Source organism: Nitrospira calida (assembly GCF_976986435.1).
The window spans coordinates 2,387,268-2,400,962 of the sequence record NZ_OZ335950.1 but is presented as its reverse complement, the minus strand read 5'-3'; the positions used below and the strand labels follow the sequence as shown (position 1 = coordinate 2,400,962).

The following is a 13,695-nucleotide window of genomic DNA, read 5'->3' as shown; positions in this document are numbered from 1 at the left end:
ACGTCAATGTTTGCTGGCGACCGGCCGATGATCGCCGACGGCTGTCGTTCTCAGCTCACAGGTTTCCGGTTCATGATCGAAGAGTCCGGTGATCGTCGGATGCTCTCCGCAAAGCGGGCAGTTCGGGTTCCGCCTTATTCTGATTTCGCGGAACGCGGTCCGGCGCGCATCGAAATCCAGCATCCGATCGGTCAGGGAACGCCCGATGCCCAGGACCAGCTTCAGAGCTTCTGTCGCCTGGAGCGTACCAATGATCCCGGCCAGGACCCCGATCACACCGGCTTCCTGGCAACTGGCCACCAAGCCGGGCGGCGGAGGATTCTTGAACACGCACCGATAGCAGGCCGATTTTCCGGGAATGATGGTCATCACGCGCCCGTCGAAGCGCAGGATGCCGCCGTGGACCAACGGTTTGCCTGCGAAAAAGCAGGTGTCGTTGATGAGAAACTTCGCGGGAAAGTTGTCCACCCCGTCGATGATGACATCGTATCCTTTGACCACATCCAGGGCGTTCTTGGAGGTCAGACGGTCCTCGTAGGTCTCCACCGAGACGTCAGGATTGAGCGCCTGAATCTTTTCTCTGGCGGAAACGACCTTGGGACGGCCAACGTCCGGCGTATGATGGATGACTTGGCGTTGGAGGTTTGAGAGATCCACCACGTCGCTGTCGATCAACCCGATGGTGCCCACGCCGGCGGCGGCCAGGTACAACGCGGCTGGCGAGCCGAGTCCGCCCGCGCCGACCAGCAGGATCTTGGCTTGCGCGATTTTTTTCTGGCCTTTCCCGCCCACCTCCGGCAACAGGATGTGGCGGCTGTAGCGGGTGATTTGCTCGTCGGTGAAATTCATGTGTCGATCGTATCTCGTGAAGCGGAGAAGCCGATGACTCGATCACACGATACGCTTCATGAACGACGCTTCACGTCGTCCTAAATGTTGAAATACTTCTCGATACTGATGTACCGCTCGCCCGTGTCGGGCAGAATCGTGACCACGTTCTTGCCAGGTCCAAGTTCGTCCGCCACTTTCTGGGCTGCAAAGACATTGGCGCCGGCGGAAATGCCGACGAGCAACCCTTCCTTCTTGGCCAGCAGCTTCGCCGTCTGGTAGGCTTCGTCGTCCGTCACCGTCATGACGCGGTCCAGAATCTTTCGGTTAAGCACTTTCGGAATGAAGCCGGCGCCGATGCCTTGAATTTTGTGCGGACCCGGATCCCCGCCTGAAAGAACCGGCGATCCGGCTGGCTCGACGGCGATCACTTTGACATCCGGATTGCGCTCTTTGAAGACCTCGCCGCAGCCGGTGATCGTGCCGCCCGTGCCGACTGCGGCGACGAAGGCGTCGATTCGGCCTTCCAGCGCCTCCCAGATTTCCGGTCCGGTGGTCATCCGGTGGACAGCCGGATTGGCCGGGTTGGAAAACTGATCCGGCATAAAATAGGACGGGTTCTGGGCCACGATGCTTTCCGCTTCCTTGATCGAGCCTTTCATCCCCTCCCAGGCGGCGGTCAACACCAGTTGCGCGCCGTAGGACGACAACAGGCTGGCCCGTTCCATGCTCATACTTTCCGGCATCACCAGAATCAACTTGTAGCCGCGCACCGCCGAGATGAGCGCGAGGCCGATGCCGGTGTTGCCGCTGGTGGGTTCGACGATCGTGCCGCCGGGCTTGAGCCTGCCCTGCCGCTCCGCCTCGTTGAGCATGTTGAGGCAGATCCGATCTTTGACGCTCCCGCCGGGATTGAAGGATTCAACCTTGGCGTAAATGGTTGCCGACCCAGGCTTCGAAAGGCGGTTTAGACGAACAAGCGGAGTTCGCCCGATCAGTTCGGTGATCTCTTTGTGAGCCGTCATGGTCACCGGCCGCCGCCCATATAAAACAGGAATTCGACTTGGTCTCCTTCTTTGATGGGGGTCGTCGCCAAATGTTCCCGGTCCAGCATGGTGTTGTTCAGTTCGACGGCGACCATCTGAGGCTCGATGTTCTTCGCCTTGAGCAAATCCAGAACCGTTCCGCCGTGCACCTCTTCGGCTTTTCCGTTGATCGTAATTTGCATGAACGCTCCCAACTTGGCCTGGAAACTGGAGAATTCCTGCAAGCTAGCAAATGACCCATCGGATTGTCAAGGTAAGCGAACCCTGATCGTTCGACGTGGCGGACGCGTCCGCATCTGCGGTTCGCATCTTGACTTTCAGAAAGCGTCACTCCACTATGCCTTCTCTCCGGAGGAACAATCGATGTGGAAGCGCAATTTCATGTTTCGGGCGCAGGAATCGACTCCGCTTAAAGAGTCGGAGAACGAGCTGTTTCATGATGCGGAACCGGCGCTAGACAGTGCGGGGTTGAACCTCGAGAAGTTTCTCTCGGTCTGGGTGCAGGGAGACGGGGACGACGACAGGCCCACCGCCTATACGAACCTCTATGTCCGGACCGCCACGCTGGATTTTGACAAGCGGTGCGGGTTTCTTCACCCGCTTCAGGGCCGCGCCCATCAGATCAAGCAACTGCTAACTCCTGGCCAGAAGGTATTCCTACGGGATTGGCTCAGCCGATATTCGCCGCAAGCATGGGATGCCGCCGACGAGCAATTCCGATCTCTGTTCGAACTGGAGTAAGGAGAGATCCGTCCGTCGGCGATGCTCGTTTCGGCGGATGACCGAGCGACGCATGTCTGCAAAGCGCTACATCATCGTGGGGGCCGGCCCGGCCGGCGTGCATGCGGCGATCGCGATCCGGAACAGGGACGGCGCCGGCGAGATCGTCGTCATCGATCGCGATCACGACCCGCCGTATTACCGGACGGAATTGGATACCTACGTCAGCGGCTCGACGTCCGACGCCGAGATGTCGCTCTATCCGGAGGAGTTTTATCGCGCGCAGCGCATTCGGCTCAGGCTTCGGACCGCGGTCGCAAAGGTTCACCCGCCTGGGCGCACGGTCGAGCTGGCTGACGGCGAACAGGTGGCGTATGACGCGCTCCTGCTTGCCCCGGGATCTTCTCCGCTGACGATCTCTTGTCCGGGGGCGTCGAATCCCCGGGTCATGACGGTGAGGACTTGGGAGGATGCCCGGAAGCTAATCCGGTTGGTGACGGAGACGGACCGGCCGGTGGTGGTCGTCGGTGGCGGGGTTTTGGGGCTGATCCTCGCGGACGGCATCCGGCAGCGCGGGCGTCCTGTGACGTTGTTGGAACGAGAACCGCGCCTGTGGGCGCCGGTGTTGGATGAGACCGCTTCCCAGCTTGTCCAACAAGGGGTCCGGCAACGCGGCATCGACGTTCTTTTGCAAGAGGAAATCGCGGAGGTCGTCGGCGCGGACGGGCGAATCCAGCGGGTCGCGACTTCGGCCGGCCGAACCTTGGAGGCGTCGACCGTGGTCGTGGCGATTGGCGTCCGTCCGGACGTGGCGTTTCTGGATGGCAGCACGGTCCGGACTGACCGCGGAATCCTGATTGATCATGAATTCCGCACGAACGTTCCGGACGTGTTTGCGGCCGGCGATGCGGCACAAGGGTACGATCCGATCTCCGAACGGTTTCTGGTCGTGACGAACTGGAACAACGCCGTCGAGCAGGGCAAGCTGGCCGGGGCCTTCATGGCAGGCGACGGGAGTCCGTACCGCGGCGTGATCTTGTCCAATTCGGAGACGTTATGCGGCGTGCACGTGACGGTGTTGGGACTGGCCCAGGCGACAGGCGAGGGGTTTGTAACGTTGAAGGGGCACGACCGGGGCAAGGGAACCTATCGCAAGCTCACGCTAAGGGACGATAAACTGGTTGGCGCGCTGTTGGTCGGGAATACCTCAGGTGAAGGCATGATGAAAAAAATGATCCTCGAGCGCAAGCCGACCTCGATTGCCGAAGTCAAGTCCAAGTTCCTGACAGGGCTCGTCCTTGAAGAAATGGACACGTGAGGGGGCAGGAAGGCGGTTGGAATCGAAGTGTGCGGCGATCGCCGGGGAGGGGAATCCTGGCGGCCTGCTGCCTCATCCTGGCGCTGCGGTCACCGACTGTCGGAACCGCGGCGTCGATCGAGATCTATTACGCGCCGGAAGACGCCCCTGTCGATCGGCTCGTCAAGCTCTACGACGGCGCCCGGCGGTACATCTATGTCGCGGTCTACGGCTTGACGTACCCACCGGCCGTCAAGGCGCTGATCGCGGCCAAAAAGCGCGGCGTGGACGTGCGGATCATGACCGATCGGGAGAAACTCAACGATCCGAAACAACGGGCAGCGTTGGAGGCCCTGCGGCTGGCCGGGATCCCGATCCGGGTCAATCGGCATGACGGACTCATGCACCTCAAGCAGGTCGTGGTGGATGACGAACTCAATACGTCCGGGTCCGTTAATCAGACTAGCAGCGGCAATCGTTACAATGACGAACGGCTGGACGTGATCACCGATCGTGCGACCAGCCTCAAGGCGCGCGAGAAGTTTCTCGGCATGTGGAAAGATCAAAGTCGCTACCAACACTGGCAGGAATAACGGGCGGCGTTCGATGGCAGTACGAGTCGAACAGACGGATGTGGCCATCGTCGGGGCCGGTGGGGGCGGGGCCGTCTTGGCTCTGGCCTTGGCCCAAAAGGGAATCAAGACGCTGGTGCTGGAGCGGGCTTCCGGCCCGCCTCGGGGGCTGCGCGGCGAAATTCTGCAACCGAACGGCCAGCGCATCTTGGATCGGCTGGGGTTGTTGGGCAAACTTCCCAGCGAGGTGACGCGGCCTGTCCGATATTTTCATTTTTACCGGACCGGCGGGGAGCGCCTCTGCACGATCGACTACGGAGTCCTTCCGCCGCCGTTCAATCTGGCCCTCGTAACGCTTCCCAACGTGGCGCACCAGGCCATCCTGAACGAGTTGGAGGATGTGAATCCCGGTCGCCTGTGGTACGGCACCTCGTTTTCATCCCTCCTTTTCGAGCAGGGTCGGGTCGTCGGGCTGGTCGCGGAGCGCGGCGGAACGCCGGTGAAGGTTTCGGCCAAATTGGTGGTCGGCGCCGACGGAGCCTTTTCCAAGGTTCGGGAGGCGTTGAAGATCCCCGCACGCCTGCACCTCTATCCGGACGGCTATTTGATTGCGATTCTGGACGCGCCGCAGGAGTTGACGGACGCGCGCTATTTTGTGGGACGCAGGACCATTCTCGGCGTCTTTCCTGCGGCGGGCCGCAAGGTCTATCTCTTTTACATGATTCCGGCCGGCACCATGGAGCAGGTGAAGGCCCAGGGACTGTCGACGCTCCAAGAGCGATGGATCCGGATCGATCCGAGCCTGGAGGCGACCTTCCGTAGTCTCAGGGACTGGGAGCAAACCGCCTATATGCCGACCGGCCGTGTCCGCGCCTCCCGGTGGGTCGCCGACGGTGCCGCGCTGATCGGTGACGCGGCGCATGCGATGAACCCCCACGCCTCGCAGGGGCGGATGCAGGCGATGATGGATGCGATGGCGCTCGCCGATCTTATTCCAGCCTGTTTGGATTCCGGCGACTGCTCGGCGGACAACCTGCGGGTCTATGAGCGCCGTCGCCGCCCACAGGTGGACATGCTCCAACGGCTGGCTGATGAACAGGTCGTCTTCTGGAATACCGGCAACCCGTTGCTGGAATTCCTGCGCGACCGCGTGTTCCGGACGTTGGATGAGAATCCCAGACTCCGCTATCAAGTGCTGGCGGTTACGGCTGGGTTGCGCAGCAGACCTCCCTTTGGACTGCTGGATCGGCTGATGGCCGTTGGGTTTCTGCCCGACCCTCGGGCGCACCTCGTCTCGCCGGAACCGGCTGGTTGACCTGGCTCACACCAGGAGAACAGGCGCGATGCGACCTCCCGATCGTTCGCTTGACGGTCTGCCCGCCGAGGTGAAGGAGCCGTTGCGGGCGTACATGCCGGAGGTGCTCGAGCTATTCGGGTCAACGTTGGAAGGACTTGTACTCTATGGCAGCGCAGCCCGCGGCGAATATCTTCCAGGGCGGTCCAATCTTAACCTGTTGTTCCTGCTCGCGACCGGCGATGCGGAGACGTTGAGGCGGTACGGCAAGATCCACCGCCGATGGAGCAAGGAGCAGATTGTCGTTCCGCTGTTCATGACCAGATCGGAGTTCGAAGCATCGGCCGCGCTGTTTCCACTGGAATTTCTGGAGATGAAGGAGCACCACCGTCTGTTGGCCGGTTGGGATCCGTTTCCCGGCCTCTCCGTCGACCTTCGCCTGTTGCCGTTCCAGGTTGAGCAGGGCTTGAGGAGCCATCTACTTCGTTTGCGTCAACGCTTTGTGGAGGGATCGGGAACGGTCGAAGCCGTTACGATCCTGCTTCCCCTCTCCCTGACGACCCTCTTCCCTTGTCTACGTGGGTTGTTGCGCGTTATGGGCTGCCAGGCGCCGACCGCCTCGGAAGCCGCCCTGAAAGAGGTGCAATCGAGTCTGCAATGTGATACGGCCGCCTTCGTTGAGGTCTTCAACCTTAAACGCGGCCTCATTTCGCCGGGGCCGGCGGAGGTGCCGCGGATGTTCGTCCGCTATGTTGCCTGCCTGGAAGCGCTGGTTCGACGGGTGGACGAATGGAAAGCCAAAGGGGTGTTTCCCAAGGCGAATGAGAAATGAGGAAGGTGAAGAGGAATGTGGGGGGCAAGGCAGGGTCGGACTGCGGAGAGAGTGAAGACGCGCTTTCGACGCAAATCTGTTGCGGTACTGGTGGCGCTGTGGCTGTCGCTTGCCGCGTCCGGAGTGAGCGCCGTTCCTGTCGGCAAGCCGGCGATGCCCGAACCGCTCGGGTACGTGAGCGACCATGCCAAAGTGCTCGATGAGGACTGGAAGGCGCGCATCCGGTCCGTCTGTCAGGACTTGGAGCGGAAGACCGGCGTCGAAATGGTGGTGGTGACCGTCAGCTCGCTGCGTCCCTACGCGACCGCTCACGAATATGCGTCGGCGTTGTACGACAGGTGGGGGATCGGGACGGCGCAGCAGGAACACGGTGTGCTGGTCTTGCTGGCGGTGCAGGAGCGGCAGGCGGCCCTCACGGTCGGAAAGCGGATGATGCCGGTCATTACGCAAGAGGTGGTCAGAAGGGTCGGGCGCGACTACCTCGATCTGTCCTTGAAGACCGGTCATTATGGGGAGGGGCTCTATCGCACAGCGGTCGCGCTCGCGGCCGTATCGCAGGACATCCGCGTCGGAACGATGTCGCGCGCCCACGTTAAAGGGCTCGGAATATGGATGACAGTCCTCACCAGTCTCGGTTCACTGTTCTTTCTGTGGTGGATTAGCCGGCCGGACCTGCGCCATCCGTACGGCCGTATCAGGCGCGGAGAATACTGGGGCACAGGCCAGGGCGGCTTCGGCGGCAACTTCGGCGGCTTCGGCGGAGCGACAAGCGGGGAGGGATGGAAATAAGCGTCAGCGGTCGTCCGTCCATGATCAATCGGGAAAGGCACTGATCCTTCCTGTCCGCCCACGCCTCAGCAACATCTCGTTCCGACTTTCAACCTCGGGCGGCGAATGCTGGGCTGCGTGCTTGATGATCCCTTGGTCGGGCGTTCCGGCACAAAGCATCCCGGTGAACTGTGGGCCGCGCGCGATGCATGGACCGACCATTCCGTTTCACAGCATCTTGTGATTCGAGAACGTCAAGCTGCGCACCACTACCTCGCCGTTTTCGAATGAAATGACGCGTCGGCTGGCCGGCAGGTCGGACGAGGCGACACGTGCGTGCGTATCCGAGAAGCTCTCGACGTTGGAGAGCTTCCCGTCCTGGGGGGAGTAGTAATAGACGGTGTATCGCGTGGTGATGTACTTGTAGTCCTGCGTGAGTGCGCTGTCTTCGACGTTGATCGTAAAGGCGAAAGGCGGCATGCCGGGATGGGCCATCTTTCTGTTGATCTGGGTGATCCGGTCGTCTTTGATCCGGTAAAACGAATGCATGCCGTCGCCGTGGATCAGCAGCTTAGGGCCCAACGGGTGACCGTCCTGTTCGAGCGTCAACGTATACTTGCCGTCCGATTCTTCGAAGGTTCGAGGACCGCGGTGGACGGCGATCATCCCGATCTGCCCCTCGGCCCATTTTTGCATCTCGGCGTCCGGTATGTTCACTGTCACCTCTCGCGGCCCTTTGACGGTGACACTTCCTTTCAACTCCTTCCCATTGACGTTGACGATCAGGTCGGCTGTAAAACCTTTAAAGTCTGACTGCCAGCGGGCCGTCTTCTCGAAGGCCGTGCGGAGTAAGGCGCGGGCTTGAGGATCGTCGGCCACGGCGGGTTGCTCTTGTTCACGCCGGTACGTTTCCATAGCTTTCTCCTTCCTGGTTCGGCCTCCGGATGCTCCGGCAGCCGGGCTCTGATGAGCGATGAAGGGGAATCATTATAGTCGGCACGGGAACTGGCTACAACCCGCCACCTTGACCGGTTCTCATCACTTGATCCAAGGTTGAGAGCGAAGAGTAGACAGTAGACAATATTTCAACCACTTAGCAGCCCCTTTGTCGAAGCAGAAGCGGTCAAACTTTCAAGGTTTTCCATCACTTCTTCGGAGGCGCGGGGCATCATAGGGACTGGTAAAAACAGTTGTTCCTATTTATAATAAATATTTATTGGTTGAGAAAAACGCCATTTCCCGAGCACGCGGGATGGAGAAAGGGTTGCGCATGGAGCGACGGGCTGCCTCTCACACTGAAGAAGAGGAAATGAATCAACGGCGACGCCTCCTCAATCTAGCGAGAAAAGGAGACGTAAAAGCCATCAACAAACTGTTTGAGCTGTATCAGGTTCGGGTCTACAGTGGAGAAATGCTGAACAAAATCGGTCGGGTGCCGTTTGGTCCCGTGATGCACGAGAAGTCGGTGTCGCGACGGGCTGCCAAGGTTGTCAGAGGAACCACCCGCAGAAAACAGACCGGCCTCCGACCAAAAGTGACAAGAAAGATAACCCGAAAAGCAGCTCGCCGGAAGATTGCCAGTCGCTGAGACCGGTCCTTCCCGGGTGAAAGACCGAAGAAGAAGGATGCCCGCCTCATCCGCCGATGCTTCTGCCCGGAGTCGAGGCAGGCTGCTTTATTGCACCGCAACCTTCAGCCCGCCGGCCGAAAGTCGTTGCGCGATACCTTCCGAAGTCTTCCACTCGCCGCTGTACACTACCGCTTGTCCTTGCGTATGGATGCGATAGGCGAGCTCGAACGCTCGGTCTTCATTCATTCCCGGAATGACTTCGCAAAACAGCCTGATGACCTGTTTGAAGGTATGGCAGTCGCAATTGTACACCACCACCCGGGCTTCCAGGTCGTCGCCGGTTCCTGTTTCGATGTCTTCGATGGTTTCGGGCGTTGCGACGGGAGTTGGAACAGCAACCATATCGTATAATTTTAACAAAGCGATCGGAAAGGAGTAAAACTTCCGCTAAACGTCCAGGCGGGGAAGCCATTCGTTCCGGAGCGGCCATTCTTCTCGCTCACAGGTTCTGGTCAGCAAGCGGTAATGCGGTTCGGAGTCCGTCACGGCGACGAGTCCATGTTGACCCGCCAGCCGAACCGTATCAATCAGGGATGCCGAGGTCTGAAGCAGGGCGATTCCGTATTCATACCGGTATCCGTCGCTGAGTGAAGAAAGGGACTTCCCGCTGAGCGCCCGCAAGCAGTCGACGGTATAAGATTCGCTTTTCCACGCCTCATCGATAAGCCGCAGCAACGCGGCGGGGCCAGGAACGCTCTTGTTGCCGATGCGCGTCCCGTGTGACAGGTCGAAAAGGCCCGTTTGAAACCGCCGGTCGGTCGCAAGGGCGTGATGGAAGAGTGAACGCCATATCGGATCGGCCAAGTCGCGATCCACCGCGTCGGCGGTTTCCCGGTCCAATGGGCCGCCGATGGAAATGGATGGTGCCTGGACGATCCGTCCATTTTTCACCAGTTCCGGGAATATCGCCGCCATTTGGTCGTGGCAGGACGTCGCGACGCTCAACGGCGTGAGTTGCAGCGCCGTATCGTTCCGAAAGTAAACGGACCGATAGCGTTCGAGCAATCGTTCCAACGTCCGCGCGTGGCACAGATGGAACGGATAATACAGCGCCCGCGTGTCATCCACGGCGTTCATCGACAAATGCGGAGGGCCGTGCTAGGGTTGGCCCGATGCGTCTTCCGCTTGGCTCCCGGCTCGACCTGCTTCTGGTCTTTGTGCCTCTTTCCATCGCGCTCGAAATGCTCCATGCCGATCCTGTCCTCGTCTTCGCGTCCTCCGCGCTCGCCATTGTGCCTCTTGCCGGACTCATGGGCAAGGCCACCGAACACCTAGCCGGGCACGCCGGCGCCGGGGTAGGCGGTCTATTGAACGCTTCGCTGGGCAACGCAGCCGAGCTGATCATCGCTCTGGTGGCGTTGCGGGAGGGATTGCACGACGTCGTCAAAGCCTCGCTCACCGGCTCGATCCTCGGCAACATTCTGTTGGTTCTGGGGCTGGCGATGGTCGCCGGCGGCCTGCGTCATGAACGGCAACGATTCAACCAGACGGCCGCCGGCATGGGAGCCAGTCTCCTGTTGCTCGCCGCGATCGGGCTTGTGGTGCCGGCCCTGTTTCACTGGACGGCTTCAGAACAAGGACTGTCAATCGAACGGGAACTGAGTCTCGAAATCGCCGTCGTGCTGTTCGCGATCTACGTTTGAGTCTGTTGTTTTCGCTGAAAACACATCGCCATTTGTTTGCTGGGGAAGGCTCCGATGTGCATCAGCCGGACGAGCGGCCCTGGAGTCTGCGCCGGTCGATCGGTGTGTTGGCCGTCGTGACCGTTCTGATCGCCGTGCTCAGCGAGTTTCTTGTCGGCACCATTGATCCTGCCGCCGCGCGTCTGGGCATGACTCAGATCTTCGTGGGTGTCATCTTGGTTGCGTTGGTCGGTAACGCGGCGGAACACTCGACGGCGGTTCTGGTTGCTCTGAAGAACAAGATGGATCTGGCCTTGGGAATCGCGGTCGGCTCCAGTCTCCAAATCGCCTTACTGGTCGCACCCGTACTGGTGTTTGCCAGTTACCTGTTCGGGACGCCGCTCGATCTGATTTTCACTCCGTTCGAAGTCGCGGCAGTGGCGATCTCGGTCCTTGTCGTCGGCTTCGTGGCCATGGACGGGGAATCGCACTGGATGGAGGGTGTGATGCTGGTCGGAGTCTATCTGATCCTCGCGATCGCGTTCTATTTCCTGCCAGCGTGACCGTAGACTTTGAATTCAGAACTCAGCATTCAGAATTTTCTAGGTCACCACTTGTCCATGTCGATGACCTCGGTCGCATCCCAGAGATTTTTCCATTCCGCGTCGGCCAGGGCTTTTTGCCGATCCTCTTCGGTCTCTTCCCCGAACGCTTTCTTGTCGGCTTTTCTCACGTCCGGGGGCGCTGCGGCCTTGGGAGCATCGGGTACGGACTGGACTCTTGGTCGGCGATTTTTGGGGTCCATGTTGACCGGCATGACCAATCCCTCCCGCGTGGCGTGTCAACATTGTTCCTACATGTCGTTTGCAGGCCTTGTCAAGCCGAGGCGAGGCCTTCTGTCGTGCATTGACTGGCCTTGGCCGGATTGTTACAGTCGTGCCCGTTTATACGGGGTTGAACAGAGGCGCAGGCGCCGGCTATTAGAGGTGAATGTATGGAACTGAGCGCCAAAGTGCTGTGGCCGTTGTTCCCGCTCTTGCTCCTGATCGTCGTGGTGTGTCTCACCTGGGCCTTAGTCGCCGCGGTGCGGCGCTCACGCGGTGCCAGAGCCGTGTGGCTGCAGGCCGGCGCGCTGATCTGCTACCTGCTGGCCGCCGTGTCCGCCATTGCCAGCGAGCGTGGGGGCATGTCGGCCAATGTTCATCGACCGTTTTCTCTGCTGACGCAGATCCTTATCGCAGTGGCGCTCTATCATCTCTGGAAACGCGGCGATCGTTCTCTGCTGTGGCTCAACGGCGGGGCCTGGGCGGCGATTCTGGCCGATACGGCGCTGCACTACCTGTTGGCCAGATAGCGGCGTTGTTAGATCAGCTCGACGGCGATCGAATCGGCTACCCGCCGTCCCCGCTCGGTGAGGCGGATTCTCCCCGCCCGCGATTCGAGCAAGGCCTCTTCGAGAAGACGTCCTACGGCCTCGGTTACGGACGGGTGGTCGGCGTCTTGCTTCAGCAAGTCCTGGTCGATTCCTTCGATCAGGCGCAGCCCGAACACAATCGCCTCTCGTAGGCGTTGGCGAGGGCTGAGCCGTTCAATCGCTTCGACTGGTATCCGTCCTGCCTCCAACAGGCGATGATAAGTGTTCAAGTTCTCCACGTTCCCGAAGCGGTAGTCGTTCAAATACGATTGCGCGCTCGGGCCAAGCCCTAGGTACTCGCCGTCGGTCCAATAGAGTAGATTGTGGCGGCACGCAAAGCCCGGCCGGGCGTAATTGGAAAGTTCGTAGCGGACGTAGCCGGCGCCCGCCAGGACCTCCTGGGCGGCATCCTCCATCCGGTTTTGCCGCTCTTCATCCGGCTCGACGACTTCGCCGCGGTGGCGAGCTACGTTCAGGCTTGTGCCTTCTTCGATCGTCAACGCATAGCATGAGATGTGAGTCGGCAAGAGCGACAGCGTTTCGAGCAGCGTGGCGAGCCAACTTTCGACAGTCTGACCGGGCAAGCCGTACATGAGATCGAGATTGATATTGGTGAATCCCGCCAGACGGGCGGCTTCAACCGCGCGCCTGGCCGTGCCGAGAGACGACCGGCGCCCGACGCGAATCAATTCGTGCTCGTCCATGGACTGGATCCCGAAACTGATCCGATTGAAACCCGCTCGGACGAGGAGACCGAGACCTTCCGCGGTCACCGTTTCAGGATGGGCTTCGAGAGTGATTTCTGCGTCCCGTCGGACGGGGAAGGCGTTGCGGATATGGGCGAAGATGTCGGCCAGGCGGTCGGGGCGCAGCGTCGTCGGCGTTCCACCGCCGAAATAGACGGAAGTCAACGGGCGGCCGCCGAACGGATTTTGTTCCGCATAGAGAGCAATCTCGCGCTGCAGCGAGGCGAGGTACGCGGCCGCCCGGTCGTCGCGGTATATCTGGAGGGTAAAAGCACAGAAGTGACAACGGGACCGGCAAAACGGAACATGGATGTAGAGGCCGACCTCTCGCACCGTAGGTATCATGCTGGCTTGCTGAAGTCTTTTACCATCACTACTTCGATCTCGTCACTTGGCGACTTTCCCCGATTCCGCACGTGCACGGTCCAGGACGGATAACGCCGAAGCGACTCGAAAATGGTTTTCAACAACTCGGGCTTGACCCGGACCTCCCAATCTCGCAACCACACATAATCGTCTTCATCGCCTTCATAGTCTTCCGGAAACACGGCCTCAAGGTTGAAACGGAACGTAAATGTTTTTTCTTCCTGAAACATGAGCGGTGACCCTTTGTCCGGCTGGCGATTGCGGATCGCCACGCTGGTTTTTTATAATTATTATAATGTGTGCCACCAAATATAGGAGTGAAGGCTATGCCCATCTTTGAATATGTCTGCCAGGAATGCAACCACCGATTTGAACTATTGGTTCAAGGTTCGACTGTCCCCGCCTGCCCATCCTGCAAGGCCACGAAACTTCAAAAACAATTCTCGCCCTTCGGGGTCGGTGCGACGGCCGATTGGGCTACGTCAAGCGGACCGGCGCCTTGCGGCGCGTGTGGGGACCCTCGCGGGCCCGGCGCCTGTTCGATGAACTAGCCAGGAACG

17 protein-coding genes and 1 pseudogene are annotated in these 13,695 nt (G+C 60.0%); 9 read left to right on the top strand and 9 right to left on the bottom strand.

The window, feature by feature from the left end; genetic code table 11:
• Positions 1–3: 3 nt before the first annotated feature.
• The 3 genes from ACWHTU_RS11745 to thiS all read right to left on the bottom strand — a co-directional run bounded on the left by ACWHTU_RS11745 (position 4) and on the right by thiS (position 2,056).
• Entirely contained in the window at positions 4–849 is an 846-nt protein-coding gene (locus ACWHTU_RS11745; protein WP_447859551.1) for a HesA/MoeB/ThiF family protein, read from the bottom strand.
• 80 nt (positions 850–929) lie between these two features.
• Positions 930–1,853 (bottom strand): cysteine synthase A, encoded by a 924-nt coding sequence (gene cysK, locus ACWHTU_RS11740; protein WP_447859549.1) that lies wholly within the window; start codon positions 1,851–1,853, stop codon positions 930–932.
• A 2-nt stretch (positions 1,854–1,855) separates the two neighbouring features.
• The gene (gene thiS / locus ACWHTU_RS11735; protein WP_447859548.1) at positions 1,856–2,056 is read right to left on the bottom strand and encodes a sulfur carrier protein ThiS; all 201 of its coding nucleotides are present in this window, start codon (positions 2,054–2,056) and stop codon (positions 1,856–1,858) included.
• A gap of 181 nt (positions 2,057–2,237) precedes the next feature.
• On the opposite strand from thiS, the gene ACWHTU_RS11730 reads away from it, so the two are divergent.
• The 6 genes from ACWHTU_RS11730 to ACWHTU_RS11705 are packed head-to-tail and all read left to right on the top strand — an operon-like array spanning position 2,238 to position 7,378.
• On the top strand, positions 2,238–2,615 hold the full coding sequence (locus tag ACWHTU_RS11730) for a hypothetical protein (RefSeq protein ID WP_447859547.1): 378 nt from the start codon (positions 2,238–2,240) through the stop codon (positions 2,613–2,615).
• A 52-nt stretch (positions 2,616–2,667) separates the two neighbouring features.
• On the top strand, positions 2,668–3,912 hold the full coding sequence (locus tag ACWHTU_RS11725) for an NAD(P)/FAD-dependent oxidoreductase (RefSeq protein ID WP_447859546.1): 1,245 nt from the start codon (positions 2,668–2,670) through the stop codon (positions 3,910–3,912).
• Positions 3,913–3,941: 29 nt separating this feature from the next.
• Positions 3,942–4,484, top strand: coding sequence for a phospholipase D-like domain-containing protein (locus ACWHTU_RS11720; protein ID WP_447859545.1), 543 nt, complete (start codon positions 3,942–3,944; stop codon positions 4,482–4,484).
• A gap of 13 nt (positions 4,485–4,497) precedes the next feature.
• Positions 4,498–5,778 carry an FAD-dependent monooxygenase gene (locus ACWHTU_RS11715; RefSeq protein ID WP_447859544.1) on the top strand — a complete coding sequence of 427 codons (1,281 nt, stop codon included), beginning with the start codon at positions 4,498–4,500 and terminating at the stop codon, positions 5,776–5,778.
• Between the two features lie 28 nt (positions 5,779–5,806).
• Positions 5,807–6,589: a hypothetical protein gene (locus ACWHTU_RS11710; protein ID WP_447859543.1), complete on the top strand. Its 783-nt coding sequence runs from the start codon at positions 5,807–5,809 to the stop codon at positions 6,587–6,589.
• Between the two features lie 51 nt (positions 6,590–6,640).
• Entirely contained in the window at positions 6,641–7,378 is a 738-nt protein-coding gene (locus ACWHTU_RS11705) for a TPM domain-containing protein (RefSeq protein ID WP_447859542.1), read from the top strand.
• 207 nt (positions 7,379–7,585) lie between these two features.
• On the opposite strand, the gene ACWHTU_RS11700 is transcribed toward ACWHTU_RS11705, so the two are convergent.
• From ACWHTU_RS11700 to ACWHTU_RS11690, 3 genes are all read right to left on the bottom strand, one after another.
• A complete protein-coding gene (locus tag ACWHTU_RS11700) occupies positions 7,586–8,272 on the bottom strand; it encodes a DUF3386 family protein (protein ID WP_447859541.1) in 687 nt (228 codons plus the stop codon).
• Positions 8,273–9,032: 760 nt separating this feature from the next.
• Complete coding sequence (locus ACWHTU_RS11695) at positions 9,033–9,329, bottom strand: ATP-dependent Clp protease adaptor ClpS (RefSeq protein ID WP_447859540.1); 297 nt, start codon at positions 9,327–9,329, stop codon at positions 9,033–9,035.
• Between the two features lie 45 nt (positions 9,330–9,374).
• The gene (locus tag ACWHTU_RS11690; RefSeq protein ID WP_447859539.1) at positions 9,375–10,064 is read right to left on the bottom strand and encodes a hypothetical protein; all 690 of its coding nucleotides are present in this window, start codon (positions 10,062–10,064) and stop codon (positions 9,375–9,377) included.
• 35 nt (positions 10,065–10,099) lie between these two features.
• Between ACWHTU_RS11690 and cax the strand changes: the two are divergent.
• A pseudogene (cax, locus tag ACWHTU_RS11685) lies at positions 10,100–11,172 on the top strand (calcium/proton exchanger).
• 44 nt (positions 11,173–11,216) lie between these two features.
• On the opposite strand, the gene ACWHTU_RS11680 reads toward cax, so the two are convergent.
• Complete coding sequence (locus tag ACWHTU_RS11680; protein ID WP_447859538.1) at positions 11,217–11,426, bottom strand: hypothetical protein; 210 nt, start codon at positions 11,424–11,426, stop codon at positions 11,217–11,219.
• 177 nt (positions 11,427–11,603) lie between these two features.
• On the opposite strand from ACWHTU_RS11680, the gene ACWHTU_RS11675 reads away from it, so the two are divergent.
• The gene (locus ACWHTU_RS11675; RefSeq protein WP_447859537.1) at positions 11,604–11,963 is read left to right on the top strand and encodes a hypothetical protein; all 360 of its coding nucleotides are present in this window, start codon (positions 11,604–11,606) and stop codon (positions 11,961–11,963) included.
• Positions 11,964–11,971: 8 nt separating this feature from the next.
• Here ACWHTU_RS11675 and hemW read toward each other — a convergent pair whose 3' ends face one another.
• Positions 11,972–13,114 (bottom strand): radical SAM family heme chaperone HemW, encoded by a 1,143-nt coding sequence (gene hemW / locus ACWHTU_RS11670; protein WP_447859536.1) that lies wholly within the window; start codon positions 13,112–13,114, stop codon positions 11,972–11,974.
• On the bottom strand, positions 13,111–13,365 hold the full coding sequence (locus ACWHTU_RS11665) for a hypothetical protein (RefSeq protein WP_447859535.1): 255 nt from the start codon (positions 13,363–13,365) through the stop codon (positions 13,111–13,113). The genes hemW and ACWHTU_RS11665 overlap by 4 nt, the downstream gene beginning before the upstream one ends.
• A 96-nt stretch (positions 13,366–13,461) precedes the next feature.
• On the opposite strand from ACWHTU_RS11665, the gene ACWHTU_RS11660 reads away from it, so the two are divergent.
• Positions 13,462–13,686, top strand: coding sequence for an FmdB family zinc ribbon protein (locus ACWHTU_RS11660; protein WP_447859534.1), 225 nt, complete (start codon positions 13,462–13,464; stop codon positions 13,684–13,686).
• Positions 13,687–13,695 lie beyond the last annotated feature (9 nt).

Coding starts and splice junctions, on each gene's coding strand:
- ACWHTU_RS11690 (WP_447859539.1), bottom strand. CDS start 10,064: ATGAACGCCGTGGATGACACGCGGGCGCTGTATTATCCGTTCCATCTG.
- ACWHTU_RS11730 (WP_447859547.1), top strand. CDS start 2,238: ATGTGGAAGCGCAATTTCATGTTTCGGGCGCAGGAATCGACTCCGCTT.
- ACWHTU_RS11745 (WP_447859551.1), bottom strand. CDS start 849: ATGAATTTCACCGACGAGCAAATCACCCGCTACAGCCGCCACATCCTG.
- ACWHTU_RS11700 (WP_447859541.1), bottom strand. CDS start 8,272: ATGGAAACGTACCGGCGTGAACAAGAGCAACCCGCCGTGGCCGACGAT.
- ACWHTU_RS11715 (WP_447859544.1), top strand. CDS start 4,498: ATGGCAGTACGAGTCGAACAGACGGATGTGGCCATCGTCGGGGCCGGT.
- ACWHTU_RS11665 (WP_447859535.1), bottom strand. CDS start 13,365: ATGTTTCAGGAAGAAAAAACATTTACGTTCCGTTTCAACCTTGAGGCC.
- ACWHTU_RS11710 (WP_447859543.1), top strand. CDS start 5,807: ATGCGACCTCCCGATCGTTCGCTTGACGGTCTGCCCGCCGAGGTGAAG.
- ACWHTU_RS11695 (WP_447859540.1), bottom strand. CDS start 9,329: ATGGTTGCTGTTCCAACTCCCGTCGCAACGCCCGAAACCATCGAAGAC.
- ACWHTU_RS11660 (WP_447859534.1), top strand. CDS start 13,462: ATGCCCATCTTTGAATATGTCTGCCAGGAATGCAACCACCGATTTGAA.
- ACWHTU_RS11680 (WP_447859538.1), bottom strand. CDS start 11,426: ATGCCGGTCAACATGGACCCCAAAAATCGCCGACCAAGAGTCCAGTCC.
- thiS (WP_447859548.1), bottom strand. CDS start 2,056: ATGCAAATTACGATCAACGGAAAAGCCGAAGAGGTGCACGGCGGAACG.
- cysK (WP_447859549.1), bottom strand. CDS start 1,853: ATGACGGCTCACAAAGAGATCACCGAACTGATCGGGCGAACTCCGCTT.
- ACWHTU_RS11675 (WP_447859537.1), top strand. CDS start 11,604: ATGGAACTGAGCGCCAAAGTGCTGTGGCCGTTGTTCCCGCTCTTGCTC.
- hemW (WP_447859536.1), bottom strand. CDS start 13,114: ATGATACCTACGGTGCGAGAGGTCGGCCTCTACATCCATGTTCCGTTT.
- ACWHTU_RS11725 (WP_447859546.1), top strand. CDS start 2,668: ATGTCTGCAAAGCGCTACATCATCGTGGGGGCCGGCCCGGCCGGCGTG.